Origin of the sequence: Acidibrevibacterium fodinaquatile (assembly GCF_003352165.1) — a bacterium.
In the GTDB taxonomy this organism is placed as follows: Bacteria; Pseudomonadota; Alphaproteobacteria; order Acetobacterales; family Acetobacteraceae; genus Acidibrevibacterium; species Acidibrevibacterium fodinaquatile.
Genome location: NZ_CP029176.1, coordinates 2271911 through 2285931, shown reverse-complemented (window position 1 = coordinate 2285931; position 14021 = coordinate 2271911). Strand labels below are relative to the sequence as shown.

The window sequence follows — 14021 nt, the reverse complement described above, 5'->3', positions numbered from 1 at the left end:
ATCAGGACTCCATCAGCGCGACGAAGCGCCCAAAGAGATGGTGGCTATCGGAGGGGCCGGGGCTGGCCTCGGGGTGGTATTGCACGCTGAATACCGGCTTGCCGGTGAGCGCGATGCCCTCGTTCGAGCCGTCAAACAGGCTAGTATGGGTGACCACGACGCCTTCCGGGAGGCTTGCCGGATCGACCGCGAAGCCGTGATTCTGGCTGGTGATCTCGACCTTCCCGGTCGCGAGATCCTTGACCGGCTGGTTGGCGCCGCGATGGCCGCGCGCCATCTTGTAGGTGCGCCCGCCGAGGGCGAGGGCGAGGAGCTGATGGCCGAGACAGATCCCAAAGAGCGGCACCCCGGCTTCGAGCACGCCGCGGATCGCCGGCACCGCGTATTCCGCCGTCGCCGCCGGGTCGCCAGGGCCGTTCGAGAGAAAGACGCCGTCCGGGCGATGGCGGAGGATGTCGTCCGCGCTGGCGGTTGCCGGCACCACGGTAATGCGGCAGCCAGCGGCGGCGAGTTCGCGGAGAATGTTGCGTTTCGCGCCATAATCGACCGCGACGACATGAAACCGCGGCGCGGTCTGGCGGCCATAGCCTTGGCCCCACGTCCAAACCGTCTCATCCCAAGGGTAGCTTTGGGTGCAGGAGACGGTGCCGGCGAGGTCCATCCCCTCGAGCCCCGGCCAAGCAGCCGCGGCGGCGCGGAGCGCCGGCAGATCGAAGCGGCCATCTTTCGGGTAGGCGAGCACAGCGTTGGGCGCCCCCTGGTCGCGGATGCGAAGGGTCAGCGCCCGTGTATCGACGCCAGCCATGCCGGTGACGCCGCGCCGGGCGAGCCATTCATCGAGGCCCTCGGTTGCCCGCCAATTGGCCGGCGCTGTGATGTCGGCGTGCAGAACGAGGCCCCGGGCGGCGATCGTCGAGGCCTCGACATCCTCGCTATTGACGCCGACATTGCCGATATGAGGAAAGGTGAAGGTTATGATCTGGCCGGCATAGGAGGGATCGGTGAGGGTCTCCTGATAGCCGGTCATGCCGGTATTGAAGCAGACCTCGCCGAGCGGTGGCGCCTTGGCGGTCATGGCGCCGAGGCCGCGGCCCCAGAACACCGTGCCGTCGGCGAGCACGAGCGCTGCGGTCGCGCCCTCGGGGGGATGAGCGATGGCGGACATGGGGTCACTCCGGGATGGGGCGCGAGGCAGATCGGTGAGGGTCAGCCCGGTCGCGGCGAGCAACGCCGGCCAATGGCGTGCCGGAATGCTCCGCGCTTGGCGCCATTTGCGCAGCGCCTCGGTGCCGACGCCGAGCTGCTCGGCGGCGGCGTCGGCGCCACCGAGGCGGGCGATGAGATCTTCGACGGTGAGGGGCATGGGCAAATTATGCGGGAAATAATTTCCCATAGCAATGAGAAATGCGAGTTTGGGAAAAAAAATCCCAGCGGGTCGCGCCGAAAGGGCCTCGGCTAATGGCTTTACCACCCGGTTTCCTCGAGGAATTGCGCGCCACGACGCCGCTTCCGGCGCTGATCGGGCGGCGGGTGCGCCTTGCCCGCTCGGGGCGGCAATGGAAGGGCTGCTGCCCGTTCCACGGCGAGAAAACACCGTCCTTCTACGTCTATGACGATCATTACCATTGCTTTGGCTGCGGCGCCCATGGCGATGCGATCAGCTATGTCATGCAGGCCGAGGGACAGAGCTTCATCGAGGCAGTACGCGGCCTTGCCGCCGAGGCCGGGCTTGCGGTGCCGGAGGAAGGGCCGGATCAAGCCGTCGCGGCGCGCGCGGCGCGGGACAGCCTGGCCGTGCTCGAACGCGCCACCGAGAGCTTTGAACGTCGTTTGTGGCTTCCCGAAGGCGCTGGCGCGCGCGCCTATCTCGCCCGGCGCGGCGTGAGCGAGGCGACGGCTCGGCGCTTTCGTCTCGGCTTCGCGCCGGGGCGCGGGGCATTGACCGCCGATCTCGCGCGTGAGGGGATTACCCCAGCGGCGATGATCGAGGCCGGCCTTCTCCGCCCGGCTGAAGACGGCCAGCCGGCGCGCGAATTCTTCATCGGTCGGCTGATCTTCCCGATCGGTGACCGCCGTGGGCGGATCGTGAGCTTCGGCGGTCGGCGCCTCGATGACAGCCAGACCAGCGCGCCGAAATATCTCAACGGGCCGGAAACGGCGGTCTTTTCCAAGCGCCGCACGCTCTACAATCTCGACCGCGCCGCGGCTGCCAGCCGCGCTGGCGGCGAAATCCTGGTGGTCGAGGGCTATATGGATGTCATCGCCCTCGACCAGGCCGGGTTTCCCGGCGCGCTGGCGCCGCTTGGCACGGCACTCGGCATCGAGCATCTCGAAACTCTCTGGCAGGTGTCGCCGGTGCCGCTTCTCTGTTTCGATGGCGACGAGGCCGGGGCGCGGGCGGCGCTGCGCGCGATCTCGCTCGCGCTGCCGCTGATCACTCCCGAGCGCAGCCTTGAGATCGTGCCATTGCCGCCGGGCGAGGATCCTGACAGCCTGCTCGGCCGCGCCGGCGCGGCCGGCTTCCGCGCCGAAGCACTGGCCCGCCGCCAACCCTTGATCAGCGCGCTTTATGCGCTCACCCGCGCCCAGTTCCCCGGCGCAACGCCTGAGAGCCGGAGTGGGTTTTTCGACGCCTTGATGGCGGCGGCCGAGAGCATCGACCATCGCAGCCTCCAGTGGGAATATCGCCAGGCACTCCGCGATCGCTTCTTTGCCGAATTCCGCCGCCCGCCGGCACCAGTGGGCGGCGCCAAAGGGCGGGCGCGCGGCGCACCATCGCGGGGGGAGAGAGCGGCGTTCCCGTCGCTGCCGCGGCTCCGCGCCGCACCCCGTCCTGGCGATCAGACGCGCGAGCGGGTGCTGCTCGCGGTGCTGCTTCATCATCCGGCGCTGGCGCTCGAGGTCGAGGAGGCGCTCAGCGGCCTCGCTTTGCCGGCGCCGTTGAGCCGACTGCGGGAGGCACTGCTCGCCTGGGTGCGCAACGCGGTGATGGCGGCGCCGGAATCAGCCGATGTTGCGGCCGCGGCCGGACTAAATTCGCATCCGGCGCTTGACTCTCCTGCTCTCATCGACCATCTCGCCGAGAGCGGGCTAGGTGAGCAGGTGGCGGAGGTGCGGGCTTGCGCGCCGGTGTTTGCCGCGCCCGGGGCGCCGCCGGCGGATGTGGCAGAGGGGTGGTGGCATTTTTTCGGGTTTTCGCACCGCGAACGGTTACGTGAGGAACTGGCCGCAGCGCAGCGGGATTTCGAGGCGAACCCGACCCCACGTGCCGAGCGGCGAGTCTTGGCGTTGCGCGAGGCGCAAAATCGCCTCAATGCCGGTGAGCCCGATCCCGCTGGGAACGACGGGGAGGGGGCAGGCGGCAATGAGGCCCATGGGCATGGGATTGAGGGCCGGCGCGGCGGCGCGGCTTCGGGTTTCGCCGAGGGATGAGGTGTTACATCGGCCGCGCGGGGACGCCCCGCGGCCATGTTGCGGGGAGTATTTTTTCTGATGGCAACCAAGACCACCGCTGCGGAGGCGCCGACCGCCGAGACCGATCTCGACACTAATCTGCTCGATATCCAGTCCGCCGCGGTCAAACGCATGATCGCCCGCGGCAAGGAGCGCGGCCATATCACCTTCGATGAGCTGAATGCCGTGCTGCCGCCCGATCAGAACAGCTCCGAGCAGATCGAGGACGTCATGGCCCAGCTCAACGAGATGGGCATCCAGGTGGTCGAGAGCGAGGAGGCCGAGGAAGCCGACCCCGTCGCCAAGCCGGAGCGCGAAGAAGAGGAAGCCGAGGAGCCCGGCGGCAATGTCGACGAGGAGAGCCTCGGCCGCACCGATGATCCGGTGCGCATGTATCTGCGCGAAATGGGCAGCGTCGAGCTGCTCTCGCGCGAGGGCGAGATCGCCATCGCCAAGCGCATCGAGGCCGGCCGTGAGATGATGATCGGCGGGCTCTGCGAGAGCCCGTTCACCATCCGCGCCATCATCGCCTGGCACGATGCCTTGAAGGCCGGGCGCATGCTGCTCCGCGACATCATCGATCTCGAAGCAACGCAGGGCGGCCCGCCGAACGCGGGCGGTGAGCCGGGCGGCGATGATGGCGGCACCGACGCGATGCCGCCGTCGGTGTCGGGCTTCGCCGCTGGCGAGGAGGGCGATGAGGACGAGGAAGGCGAGGGCGCCGGCCTTTCTCTCTCGGCGCTCGAGGAAAAGCTCAAGCCCGAGGTGCTGGCGAATTTCGAGGAGATCGAGGCGCTTTATAAGAAGCTGCAGAAGATGCAGTCCCGCCGCCTCGGTGCCATCACCGGCGGCGAGGCGGTGAGCGCGCGCAGCGAGAAATCCTATGAGAAGCTGCGCGACGAATTGGTCCAGAAAGTCGAGCAGGTGCGGCTGCATAATAACCGCATCGAAGAGCTGGTGATGCAGCTCAAGGAACTCAACAAACGCCTGATGGCGCAGGAGGGGCCGCTGATGCGGCTCGCCGAATCCTGCAAGGTCAGCCGCGAAGATTTTCTTGCCCAATATCACGGCCATGAACTGGATCCGAACTGGCTGGAGCGGGTCGGCAAATTGCCAGGCAAAAGCTGGAAGAATTTCGTCGCGCGCCACGGCGAAGCCATCGCTGAGATTCGCGCCCGCATCGCCGAGGTCGCCAATGACGCGGGTCTGCCGATTAGCGAATTCCGCCGCATTTATGCAACCGTAAGCCGTGGCGAGCGCGATTCGGCGCGCGCCAAGAAGGAGATGATCGAGGCCAATCTCCGCCTGGTGATCTCGATCGCGAAGAAATATACCAATCGTGGCCTGCAATTTCTCGATCTGATCCAGGAAGGCAATATCGGCCTCATGAAGGCGGTAGATAAATTCGAGTACCGCCGCGGCTACAAATTCAGCACCTATGCCACCTGGTGGATCCGCCAGGCGATCACCCGTTCGATCGCCGATCAGGCGCGCACCATCCGCATTCCGGTGCATATGATCGAGACCATCAACAAGCTGGTGCGCACCTCGCGCCAGATGCTGCATGAGATCGGCCGCGAGCCGGCGCCGGAGGAACTGGCCGAGAAGCTCGGCATGCCGCTCGAAAAAGTGCGCAAGGTGCTTAAGATCGCGAAAGAGCCGATCAGTCTCGAGACCCCGATCGGCGACGAAGAAGACAGCCATCTCGGCGATTTCATCGAGGATAAATCGGCGATTATCCCGATCGACGCCGCGATCCAGGCCAATCTTCGCGAGGCGACGACGAAAGTGCTCGGCAGCCTCACCCCGCGCGAGGAGCGGGTTCTGCGCATGCGTTTTGGCATCGGCATGAATACCGATCACACGCTGGAGGAGGTCGGCCAGCAATTCAACGTGACGCGCGAGCGCATTCGCCAGATCGAGGCCAAGGCGCTGCGCAAACTCAAGCACCCGAGCCGCAGCCGCCGGCTGCGCAGTTTCCTCGACGATTGAGGACGGCGCGGGCAATCGGGCGCGGCCGATGGAGCCGGTGACAAAGGTTTCGGTGCGGGTCTCGTTTCTTCGCCTCGATCAGGCGCCGGCCACGCCGCTGCCCCTCCCCGAAGGCGCGCAGGTGGTGACGCTGGCCGCGCCGAGCGTCACCTATTATCGCTTTCTCTATGACACGGTCGGCGCCGATTATCTCTGGTGGCTGCGCCGGGTGACGCCGGACGCGGAACTCGCGCGCTATCTTAGCACCCCGGGCATCAGTGTCCATGTGCTTTATGCCGGTGGTGAGCCGGGCGGATTTTATGAACTCGATGCCCGGCCGTGGCCGGTGGTCAATCTCAGCTATTTCGGCCTGATGCCGCATTTCATCGGCCGCGGCTTCGGCGGGCCGTTTTTGCGGAATGCCATCGATCTGGTCTGGCGTCACCGGGCGCGGACGATGACCCTCAACACCTGCACCGCCGATCATCCGCGGGCACTGCCCGGCTATCTCGCCGCGGGGTTTACCGTCTATCGCGAGATCGATGAAGTCTGGGAGGTGCCACGCCGGCTCGGGATGACGATCCCGGCGCGTTTGCGGCCGCTCTCAGGCTAATTTTATCCCGATCCCGTTATTCCCGCCCCATCCGATAAAACTCGTCATTCGGGCGGAAGGCGAGGCTGTTGGCGAGGCGGTTCGACATGCCGAAGAAGGCGGCGATGGCGGCGATGTCCCAGCAATCCTCACGACTGAAGCCGTGGTCGAGAAGCAGGATATAATCTTCGTCCTCGATCTGATGGGAAGAAAGCGCCACTTTCATCGCAAAATCGAGCATGGCGCGTTCGCGGGGGGTGAGATCGGCTTTACGGTAATTCGTTGCGATCTGGTCGGCAATCAGGGGGTTTTTCGCCCGGATGCGCAAAACCGCACCATGGGCGATCACGCAATATTGGCATTGATTGGCGGCCGAGGTCGCGACCACGATCATCTCGCGCTCGGCTTTCGAGAGCCCGCCTTCTTTCGCCATCAGCGCGTCGTGATAGGCGAAGAAGGCGCGGAACTCGTCCGGCCGGTGGGCGAGCGCGAGCATGACGTTGGGGACGAAGCCGGATTTGGCCGCGGTCGCCTCGATGCGGGCGCGGATATCCTCTGGCAGATCCGAGAGCGAGGGGACGGGGAAGCGGCTGATGGCGGCGGTCATGAATTCTCTCCTCTTGCTTGCGCTGGTCTTGCACCGCGCGTCTTCTGCGGCGCGACGTGACGAAGTGCTGCGCGAACCGTCTCGGGGCTCGCCGCCGGGGCAGGGAAGGTGAGGCGGCGGGTGGCATCGTCTTCGGCGATGTCGCAGCCATCGAGATCGATCGCGACGATGCGTTCGCTGACCGCCCGTTCGGCATTGGCCTCGGCGATGATCTCGGGCTCCGCCGCCGCGATCGCGGCGACGGCTTCGGGAGCGGGAAGGAGCTTGGCCTGCGTGACATGTCGCGCGAGTCCGAAGCCGCCGACATAATGCGCCTCCTCGACCGTGAGGCGCCAGAGCGCGAAATCTCCGAATCCGGCATAGAGTGCGGCGTAAGGGTGTATGGCGAGATAGCGGGCGCGCAGAGCCGCGTCCTCGATCGGCATGGCACGACCGATTAGGGTCACGCGCGGTGTCGTCTGCGGGTTGGGGCCATTCGCTGCGCCCGTGATCAGGAGGGCGCAGCGTGGTTCGACGCGAAGATGGCGAGTATGTTCGGAGAGGCCCGAGAGCAGGAGGAGGGGCGTGCACCCGGCATCGAATGCCGGCGTCACCAGCGAGACGAAGGGCTGCCCGGCATTGGTGATGGTTGCGAGGCTTCCGGCCCGCGCCGCGCGGGCGAGGGAGCGGAGTGCGAAGCCGAGATCGGCCCCGGAGTCGGCGGGTGATTCTTTGGTCATGCTTCGGTTATCCTATCGGCCGCGTGGCGTGGTATGTCGATGCCGTGCCGGTTCTCGGAGGTGGTCATGAAGCACACCATTGCCCTGGTCGATGACGACCGCAATATCCTGACTAGCGTTGCGATGACGCTGGAGCAGGAAGGCTTCCAGGTGCGCACCTATACCGACGGCGAAAGCGCGCTGCAGGCGCTGCTCGCCCGCCCGGTCGATCTCGCCGTGCTCGATGTCAAGATGCCACGTATGGACGGGATGGAGCTGCTGCAGCGCCTGCGCGCCCGTTCCGCGATGCCGGTGATTTTTTTGACCAGCAAGGATGAGGAGGTCGATGAACTGATGGGACTCCGGCTCGGCGCCGATGACTATATCACCAAGCCGTTCAGCCAGCGCCTGTTGATCGAGCGCATCCGGGCTTTGCTGCGCCGCAACGAGGCTGGCCGCGCCGAGGGCTCCGGCCAGCCGGCCGCCGGGATCATCCAGCGCGGCGATCTCGTGCTCGATGAGACGCGACACCGCTGCACCTGGCGCGGCGCCGATATCGACCTCACCGTTACCGAATTCCTGCTTTTGAAGGCGCTGGCGGCGCGCCCGGGTGTCGTGAAGGCGCGTGACCAGCTCATCGATGCCGCGTATGGTGAAAACATTTACGTCGATGACCGCACCATTGACAGCCACGTCAAACGCATCCGCAAGAAATTCCGCGCCGTCGATGAGCGCTTCAACCAGATCGAGACGCTTTATGGTATCGGCTACCGTTACAAAGAGCCCTGACGATGGGCATAAATTCGGGAACTGACCCTTCATTTTCCTCCGAAAAAAAGAAAATCGTCCCCTTGCTTTGGCGGCCCGGCGATTTTTGGGGAAGGGCAGGGGGACAGGCCCAGCGCCATGGCAGAAAGTTTTTTGGTTCTTTTTTTCAAAAAAGAACGCTCTCGCCAGCCACCCATGGGGCAGGCGCAGCTCCTCCGGCGCCGGCTTTTGCCCCGCGCCTGGTTTCGCCGCTCCTGCGCCGTATCCTTCTCGTCAATGCGCTGCCGCTCGCGCTTCTGGTGGTGACCCTCCTCTATCTCGACCAGTATCAGAACGGGCTTTTGGAGGCGGAGGTGCTGACGCTCCGCGAACAGGCGCGGATCTATGCCGGCGCGCTCGGCCAGGCGGCGGTCGCGATCGAGGCTTCGGGCACGGCGCGGCTGGTGCCGGCGCTCGCCCGCCCGCTGCTTCGCCGCCTGACCGAGCCGACGCCGAGCGCCGAAGCCAAGCTCTATGGCCCGGACGGTACGGTGATCGCCGATAGCCGCCAGCACGAAGCCGGCGGCGGCAGGTTTGAGATGGACCCGATCCCGCCGGCGGTGCCGCGCAGCCATGTCGCGAGCGTGATCGAGCAGGTCTATGACTGGGTGCTCGCCCATCTCCCGCACAATCCCGCGGCGCCGACGCTGGAGGCCGGGCCGCTCGCCGGCGGGATCGACTGGCAGCCCGATGTGCGCGAGGAACTGCGCACCGAGGGGGCGGCGCGCTCGCGCGAGACGCCGCCCTATATCCGCCGCACCACTGACGGCCAGCTGCTGGTGACCGTCGCCGAGCCGGTGCAGCAAAACGCCCAGACGGTTGGCATCATCCTGCTCACCCGCGAAGCGCGCGAGGTCGATGACAGCCTCTATAACGTGCGGATGTCGATCCTCGCGCTGTTTTGCTTGGCGCTCGGCCTTACGGTGATCATGTCGTGGTATCTCGCGCGGACCATCGCCCGGCCGATCCTGCGCCTTGCCGCCGCCGCCGGCGAGATGCGCGAGGGCCAGGGGCGGAGCGGCGCAGTGCCGCGCCGGCTCCTCGCCCGCCGCGACGAGATCGGCGCCCTCGCGCATGCCCTTGCGGAAAGCGCGAGCGCGCTTTGGGCGCGGATGGATGCGATCGAGCGCTTCGCCGCCGATGTTGCGCATGAGATCAAGAACCCGCTTTCCTCGATCCAGAGCGCGATCGAGACTCTGCGGCGGATCGAGGATCCCGGCCAGCAGCGGCGCCTGCTTGCCATCATCGCCGAGGATGTGCGGCGCTTGGACAGGCTGATCAGCGATATCTCGGATGCGAGCCGGGTCGACGCCGAATTGTCGCGCACCGCGACCGAGCTGGTCGATGTCGCGCCGATCCTGGCGACGCTGGCCGATATCCACGCCGCGACGCTGAGCAAGGGCGAGCCGCCGCTGATCGTCGTCGCGCCGGAAAGCGGTCTCGTGGTGCGCGGGGTTGCCGACCGGCTGGTGCAAGTGTTGCGCAATCTGATTGCCAATGCTCGTTCTTTCAGCCCACGCGGCGGGCGGATCATGCTTGCGGCGCGCGAGATAGATGGCGAGGTGGAAATCACCGTCGAGGATGAGGGGCCGGGCATTCCCGAGGCCAAGCTTGAGCATATTTTCGACCGGTTTTACTCCGAACGCCCGCAGGGCGAGCGTTTCGGCCAACACTCCGGGCTCGGGCTTTCGATCAGCCGCCAGATCATCGAGGCGCTGCGCGGGCGGATCCGCGCCGAAAATCGCCGCGACGAAAGCGGGCGCGTGGTCGGCGCGCGCTTCGTCGTGCGGCTGCCGAAAGCCTGAGGCCGGTTACGGCATCGGTTTCTGCCCACGCCGCCGGCGGAGCAGCGGCAGGCCGGCGAGCCCGGCGAGGATCAGCGTCGCCGAGGAGGGCTCGGGCACCGAGGATTGAACCGGTGTGCCGGTGACGAACACCAGATCGGGCGTCGTCGTCGTGGTCGGCAGGAAGCTGACGTTTTCCGCCGCCCCGCCATAGGTCTGGGCGTTGAAAATCTCGAACGGGTAATAGCCAGCTTGCGTGAAGGTCACGGTATCAGTCGCGGCGGAGTAGGTTTTGGCGCCATTGAACAGCGTCGCGATACCATTCGACGGCTCGATGCTATTGGCGTTCTGGAATCCGACGACGCTGCCGCTGCCGATCGCGCCATTGCCGCCGAGCAGGATCTCGGTGCCGTCATCGTTAAAACCGCCGGAGGCTACGGCGAAGGTGTAGGAACTGCCCGGCTGCGCGACATAGACATAGCCGCTTTGGTCAAAAATTATATAGTTCCAAGGGGTGGTCGCGGCGGAAGTGGGGAGCGTGACGCCATTGACGAGATTGGTGGTATATATCGTCGCGCTGCCGTTCAGTACGCTTTGAATGCTGCTGCCGCCGCCACCGATTGCGACGAAACCATTGCTATTGATCGCGGTATCGGTGAACGAGAAATAGGGTGTCGCGGTGTAGGTGAGCGCGCCGGTGCCGGTGCCGGGCGTGCCGCTCGGCAGCGTGGTGATCGTCCCGGTCTGGGCCAGGGTTTCGAGATTGGCCATGCCTTGCAGATTGGGATAGCCGAAGGTTCCTGAGCCGCCTTCGAGATTGTCGGAGCCGCCGGAGAAGGTCCAGAGTGAGGCGGCGAGCCCCTGGGATATATTGGTCAGCGTGACCGGCGTCGAGTCGGTGTAACTCGTCGGCACGCTGGCGGGCGGCGTCACCACGTAATCGGCTTTCGCCGATCGCGCCGCGGCGATGGAGAGCGCCAAGGCGGATACCGTCAGCAACGCGGCTTTGCCGGAGGGACGATCGAAAATCGCTATCATGCTGTTCTCCACTCGCCACGATTAACATTAATTAACGATACCTGATCGTCACTAAATTTTCGAACAATGTCAAGAAAAAGTTAATTGACAATCGATGTGACCTCGCCGCGCCCCCCGTCATCGTCCGCCGCTATGCCCTGATCTGTGTTTTTTGAGTGCCGCCACCCTTGTCCGCGGCCGCGCCCGGTGCGAATGTCCGCCCGGCACTGTTCCGCCGCGCCGCAACATGACGCGCTTTCCAGGTCGATGAGGAAAAAATGGCAAAAATCAAGGTAAAAACCCCGGTTGTCGAACTCGACGGGGATGAAATGACGCGCATCATCTGGGGGTTCATCAAAGAAAAACTGATTCTTCCTTACCTCGACATCGACCTCAAATACTACGATCTCGGCATCGAATACCGCGACAAGACCGATGACCAGGTGACGATCGACGCCGCCAATGCCATCAAGAAATATGGCGTTGGCGTCAAATGCGCGACAATCACCCCGGACGAGGCCCGCGTCGCCGAGTTTGGCTTGAAGAAAATGTGGCGGAGCCCGAACGGCACCGTCCGCAATATCCTCGACGGCACGATTTTCCGCGAGCCGATCATCTGCCGCAACGTCCCCCGCTTGGTGCCGCACTGGACGCAGCCGATCGTCATCGGCCGCCACGCCTATGGCGACATCTACCGCGCGACGGAAGCGAAAATCCCCGGCCCGGGCCGCGTCACGCTGAGCTATCTTCCTGCCGATGGTGGCCCGCCGCAGATGCTCGAAGTCCATGATTTCAAGGGCGCTGGCGTCACCCTCGGCATGTTCAACACCCGCGCCTCGATCGAGGGGTTTGCGCGTGCCTCCTTCAATTATGGTCTTGCGCGGAAATATCCGGTCTATCTCTCGACCAAGAACACCATCCTGAAAATCTATGACGGCATGTTCAAGGACGTGTTCCAGGAGATCTTCGACGCCGAGTTCAAGGACCGCTTTGCCAAGCTCGGCCTCACCTACGAGCACCGGCTGATCGACGACATGGTGGCCTCGGCCCTGAAATGGTCGGGCGGCTATGTCTGGGCGTGCAAGAACTATGACGGCGATGTCGAGAGCGACATCGTCGCGCAAGGCTTCGGCAGCCTCGGCCTGATGACCTCTGTGCTGATGAGCCCGGATGGCAAGACGGTGGAGAGCGAGGCGGCGCACGGCACCGTGACCCGCCATTACCGCGAGCACCAGAAGGGGCGCGAGACCTCGACCAACCCGATCGCCTCGATCTTCGCCTGGACCCGTGGCCTCGCCTATCGCGGCCAGTTCGACGGCACTCCCGACGTCACGAAATTCGCCGAGACCCTGGAAAAAGTCTGCATCGACACCGTCGAGAGCGGCGCCATGACCAAGGATCTCGCGGGGCTGATCGGCAAGGACCAGCCCTGGCTCAACACCCAGGATTTTCTCACCAAAATCGACGAGAATCTGCGCGCCGCGATGGGATGAACGTGTCGGGGATCCGGCGGCCGACACCGACCGGCCGAGAGCGAGAGGCTGCCTCAGAATCAAGTCGCAACGAGTTTTTAATTTGTGTCAATGAGTTGGCGCTTGATTGGACGGCATTCGCGTTCCCACCGATCGCTGGGTGGCAGCGGAGGGTTGCGTGATTCTAGTGGATGCGATTCGCTCAGGTTTGCGAAGACCCGGAGGCGGACATCAGAGCTGGGCATTAGCCTTGGCGCCTTCGGAACTCTGGACGACACTCAGCCCGGCCTTCAGGCGAGATGATCGGATCAGGAAGACGGCGGCCGCAACAGCCGCGGCGAAGCCAGATGCCGCACCGACGCCCAGCGCCCAGCGCGGGCCGAAGGCGTCGGCCACCCATCCGACGATCGGCGCCCCGATCGGCGTGCAGCCGAGCGCTATGGCGATGCGCAGCGCCATGACCCGACCGCGCATAGACGACTCGGTGGTGAGCTGCATCAGGCTATTGGTCGCGTTGGCGAAGGTCAAGACGGACACACCGGTCGCCGCTAAGGCGGCGGCGAACAGCCAGTAGCCGGGCGCTAGGCCGGCGAGCGCGCAGCTTAGCCCGAACGCACCGGCACCGCCCAAGAGGGTGCCAAACCCGATCTTGCGGCGTGCCGCCGCCACAAGCGAGCCGGACAGCGCCCCCGCGGCCAGGACCGAGGACAGCAGACCGAAGCCGCGCGCGTCGGCGTGGAACACCTTGACCGCCATAGCCGAGGTGAAGATCGGGAAGTTCATGCCAAAGGTCCCGATCAAGAACAGCATCAGTAGGATCGTCCTGAGGTCCGTACGACCCCGCACGTAGCGGAGCCCTTCAACGAAGCTCCCCTTGGCCCGGCGGGTCCTGGCGTTGTGGCGTAGCTCGTTGACCCGCAGCAGGCGTAGCGAGGCCAGCACTGCCCCGAACGAGGCTCCGTCGATCACAAAGGCCCAGCCCGTGCCGATTGCCGCGATCGTCAGGCCGGCGGCCGCCGGGCCGACCATCTGGGCGGCGTTGATCAAGGTCGAGTTGAGCGCGACAGCGTTGGGCAGGTTCTCGTCGCCGACCAGTTCTGAGACGAAGGTCTGGCGCACGGGGGCGTCGAACGCCGCCGCGCCGCCGGAGAGGAAAGCAAAGGCGTAGACATGCCAGAGCTGAACAGCCCCGGTAACGGTCAAGGCGCCGAGCGCCAAGCCCAGCACGCCCATGGTCGCCTGGGTCGCCATCAGGAGGTGGCGCTGGTCGAAGCGGTCGGCGGCGGAGCCCGTCCAGGGCAGGAGCAGGAGCTGCGGGCCGAACTGCAGCGCCATGACCACGCCCACGGCCGACACGCTGTGGTGGGTGAGCTGCGTGAGCACGAGCCAGTCCTGGGCCGTGCGCTGCATCCATGTCCCGATGTTGGAGACGAGCGCGCCCGCAGCCCAGAGCCGGTAGTTGTGGCTCCGAAGCGACCGGAACGGTCCCACTCCGATCCTCATGACCGTCCCGGCGCATTGCCTCCGTTGAAGCGGCCGAACTGTCTTGCCAAGTGCAGTGCGATCAGGATGCAGATTCCGACGGAAGCCGGCCGGGGATTCCGATTTGATGTCGGCCAG

At 65.3% G+C, this 14021-nt stretch carries 11 protein-coding genes; 6 read left to right on the top strand and 5 right to left on the bottom strand.

Translation table 11 applies throughout. The features are described from left to right. Position 1 precedes the first annotated feature (1 nt). Positions 2–1363: a glutamine-hydrolyzing carbamoyl-phosphate synthase small subunit gene (carA, locus tag DEF76_RS10940; protein ID WP_114913823.1), complete on the bottom strand. Its 1362-nt coding sequence runs from the start codon at positions 1361–1363 to the stop codon at positions 2–4. A gap of 95 nt (positions 1364–1458) precedes the next feature. Between carA and dnaG the strand changes: the two genes are divergently transcribed. The 3 genes from dnaG to DEF76_RS10925 are packed head-to-tail and all read left to right on the top strand — an operon-like array spanning position 1459 to position 6037. After that, a complete protein-coding gene (dnaG, locus tag DEF76_RS10935) occupies positions 1459–3432 on the top strand; it encodes a DNA primase (protein WP_114912358.1) in 1974 nt (657 codons plus the stop codon). Positions 3433–3492: 60 nt separating this feature from the next. Next, positions 3493–5445, top strand: a complete 1953-nt coding sequence (gene rpoD / locus DEF76_RS10930) for an RNA polymerase sigma factor RpoD (protein ID WP_114912357.1) — start codon at positions 3493–3495, stop codon at positions 5443–5445. 28 nt (positions 5446–5473) lie between these two features. Then, the gene (locus tag DEF76_RS10925) at positions 5474–6037 is read left to right on the top strand and encodes a GNAT family N-acetyltransferase (protein ID WP_114912356.1); all 564 of its coding nucleotides are present in this window, start codon (positions 5474–5476) and stop codon (positions 6035–6037) included. Positions 6038–6053: 16 nt separating this feature from the next. Here the strand turns inward: DEF76_RS10925 and DEF76_RS10920 are convergent, their stop codons facing one another. Both DEF76_RS10920 and DEF76_RS10915 read right to left on the bottom strand, forming a co-directional pair. Further along, positions 6054–6623 carry a peroxidase-related enzyme gene (locus tag DEF76_RS10920; RefSeq protein ID WP_114912355.1) on the bottom strand — a complete coding sequence of 190 codons (570 nt, stop codon included), beginning with the start codon at positions 6621–6623 and terminating at the stop codon, positions 6054–6056. Then, entirely contained in the window at positions 6620–7342 is a 723-nt protein-coding gene (locus tag DEF76_RS10915; protein ID WP_114912354.1) for a HugZ family pyridoxamine 5'-phosphate oxidase, read from the bottom strand. Before DEF76_RS10915 ends, DEF76_RS10920 begins: the two co-directional genes overlap by 4 nt. A gap of 66 nt (positions 7343–7408) precedes the next feature. Between DEF76_RS10915 and DEF76_RS10910 the strand changes: the two genes are divergently transcribed. Together DEF76_RS10910 and DEF76_RS10905 are read left to right on the top strand one after the other, a co-directional pair. Continuing rightward, positions 7409–8110 carry a response regulator transcription factor gene (locus DEF76_RS10910; RefSeq protein WP_114913822.1) on the top strand — a complete coding sequence of 234 codons (702 nt, stop codon included), beginning with the start codon at positions 7409–7411 and terminating at the stop codon, positions 8108–8110. 218 nt (positions 8111–8328) lie between these two features. After that, positions 8329–9933 carry a stimulus-sensing domain-containing protein gene (locus tag DEF76_RS10905; RefSeq protein WP_240319249.1) on the top strand — a complete coding sequence of 535 codons (1605 nt, stop codon included), beginning with the start codon at positions 8329–8331 and terminating at the stop codon, positions 9931–9933. A gap of 6 nt (positions 9934–9939) precedes the next feature. Here DEF76_RS10905 and DEF76_RS10900 read toward each other — a convergent pair whose 3' ends face one another. Then, positions 9940–10950 carry a hypothetical protein gene (locus DEF76_RS10900; RefSeq protein ID WP_114912352.1) on the bottom strand — a complete coding sequence of 337 codons (1011 nt, stop codon included), beginning with the start codon at positions 10948–10950 and terminating at the stop codon, positions 9940–9942. Positions 10951–11207: 257 nt separating this feature from the next. Between DEF76_RS10900 and DEF76_RS10895 the strand changes: the two genes are divergently transcribed. Next, positions 11208–12422 (top strand): NADP-dependent isocitrate dehydrogenase, encoded by a 1215-nt coding sequence (locus tag DEF76_RS10895; protein ID WP_114912351.1) that lies wholly within the window; start codon positions 11208–11210, stop codon positions 12420–12422. A 210-nt stretch (positions 12423–12632) separates the two neighbouring features. Here DEF76_RS10895 and DEF76_RS10890 read toward each other — a convergent pair whose 3' ends face one another. Beyond that, positions 12633–13904 carry an MFS transporter gene (locus tag DEF76_RS10890; protein ID WP_114912350.1) on the bottom strand — a complete coding sequence of 424 codons (1272 nt, stop codon included), beginning with the start codon at positions 13902–13904 and terminating at the stop codon, positions 12633–12635. Between the last annotated feature and the right edge of the window lie 117 nt (positions 13905–14021).

Bases quoted from the DNA above. Each gene is read 5' to 3' on its own strand.
- carA (WP_114913823.1), bottom strand. From the start codon at position 1,363: ATGCCCCTCACCGTCGAAGATCTCATCGCCCGCCTCGGTGGCGCCGAC.
- dnaG (WP_114912358.1), top strand. From the start codon at position 1,459: ATGGCTTTACCACCCGGTTTCCTCGAGGAATTGCGCGCCACGACGCCG.
- rpoD (WP_114912357.1), top strand. From the start codon at position 3,493: ATGGCAACCAAGACCACCGCTGCGGAGGCGCCGACCGCCGAGACCGAT.
- DEF76_RS10925 (WP_114912356.1), top strand. From the start codon at position 5,474: ATGGAGCCGGTGACAAAGGTTTCGGTGCGGGTCTCGTTTCTTCGCCTC.
- DEF76_RS10920 (WP_114912355.1), bottom strand. From the start codon at position 6,623: ATGACCGCCGCCATCAGCCGCTTCCCCGTCCCCTCGCTCTCGGATCTG.
- DEF76_RS10915 (WP_114912354.1), bottom strand. From the start codon at position 7,342: ATGACCAAAGAATCACCCGCCGACTCCGGGGCCGATCTCGGCTTCGCA.
- DEF76_RS10910 (WP_114913822.1), top strand. From the start codon at position 7,409: ATGAAGCACACCATTGCCCTGGTCGATGACGACCGCAATATCCTGACT.
- DEF76_RS10900 (WP_114912352.1), bottom strand. From the start codon at position 10,950: ATGATAGCGATTTTCGATCGTCCCTCCGGCAAAGCCGCGTTGCTGACG.
- DEF76_RS10895 (WP_114912351.1), top strand. From the start codon at position 11,208: ATGGCAAAAATCAAGGTAAAAACCCCGGTTGTCGAACTCGACGGGGAT.
- DEF76_RS10890 (WP_114912350.1), bottom strand. From the start codon at position 13,904: ATGAGGATCGGAGTGGGACCGTTCCGGTCGCTTCGGAGCCACAACTAC.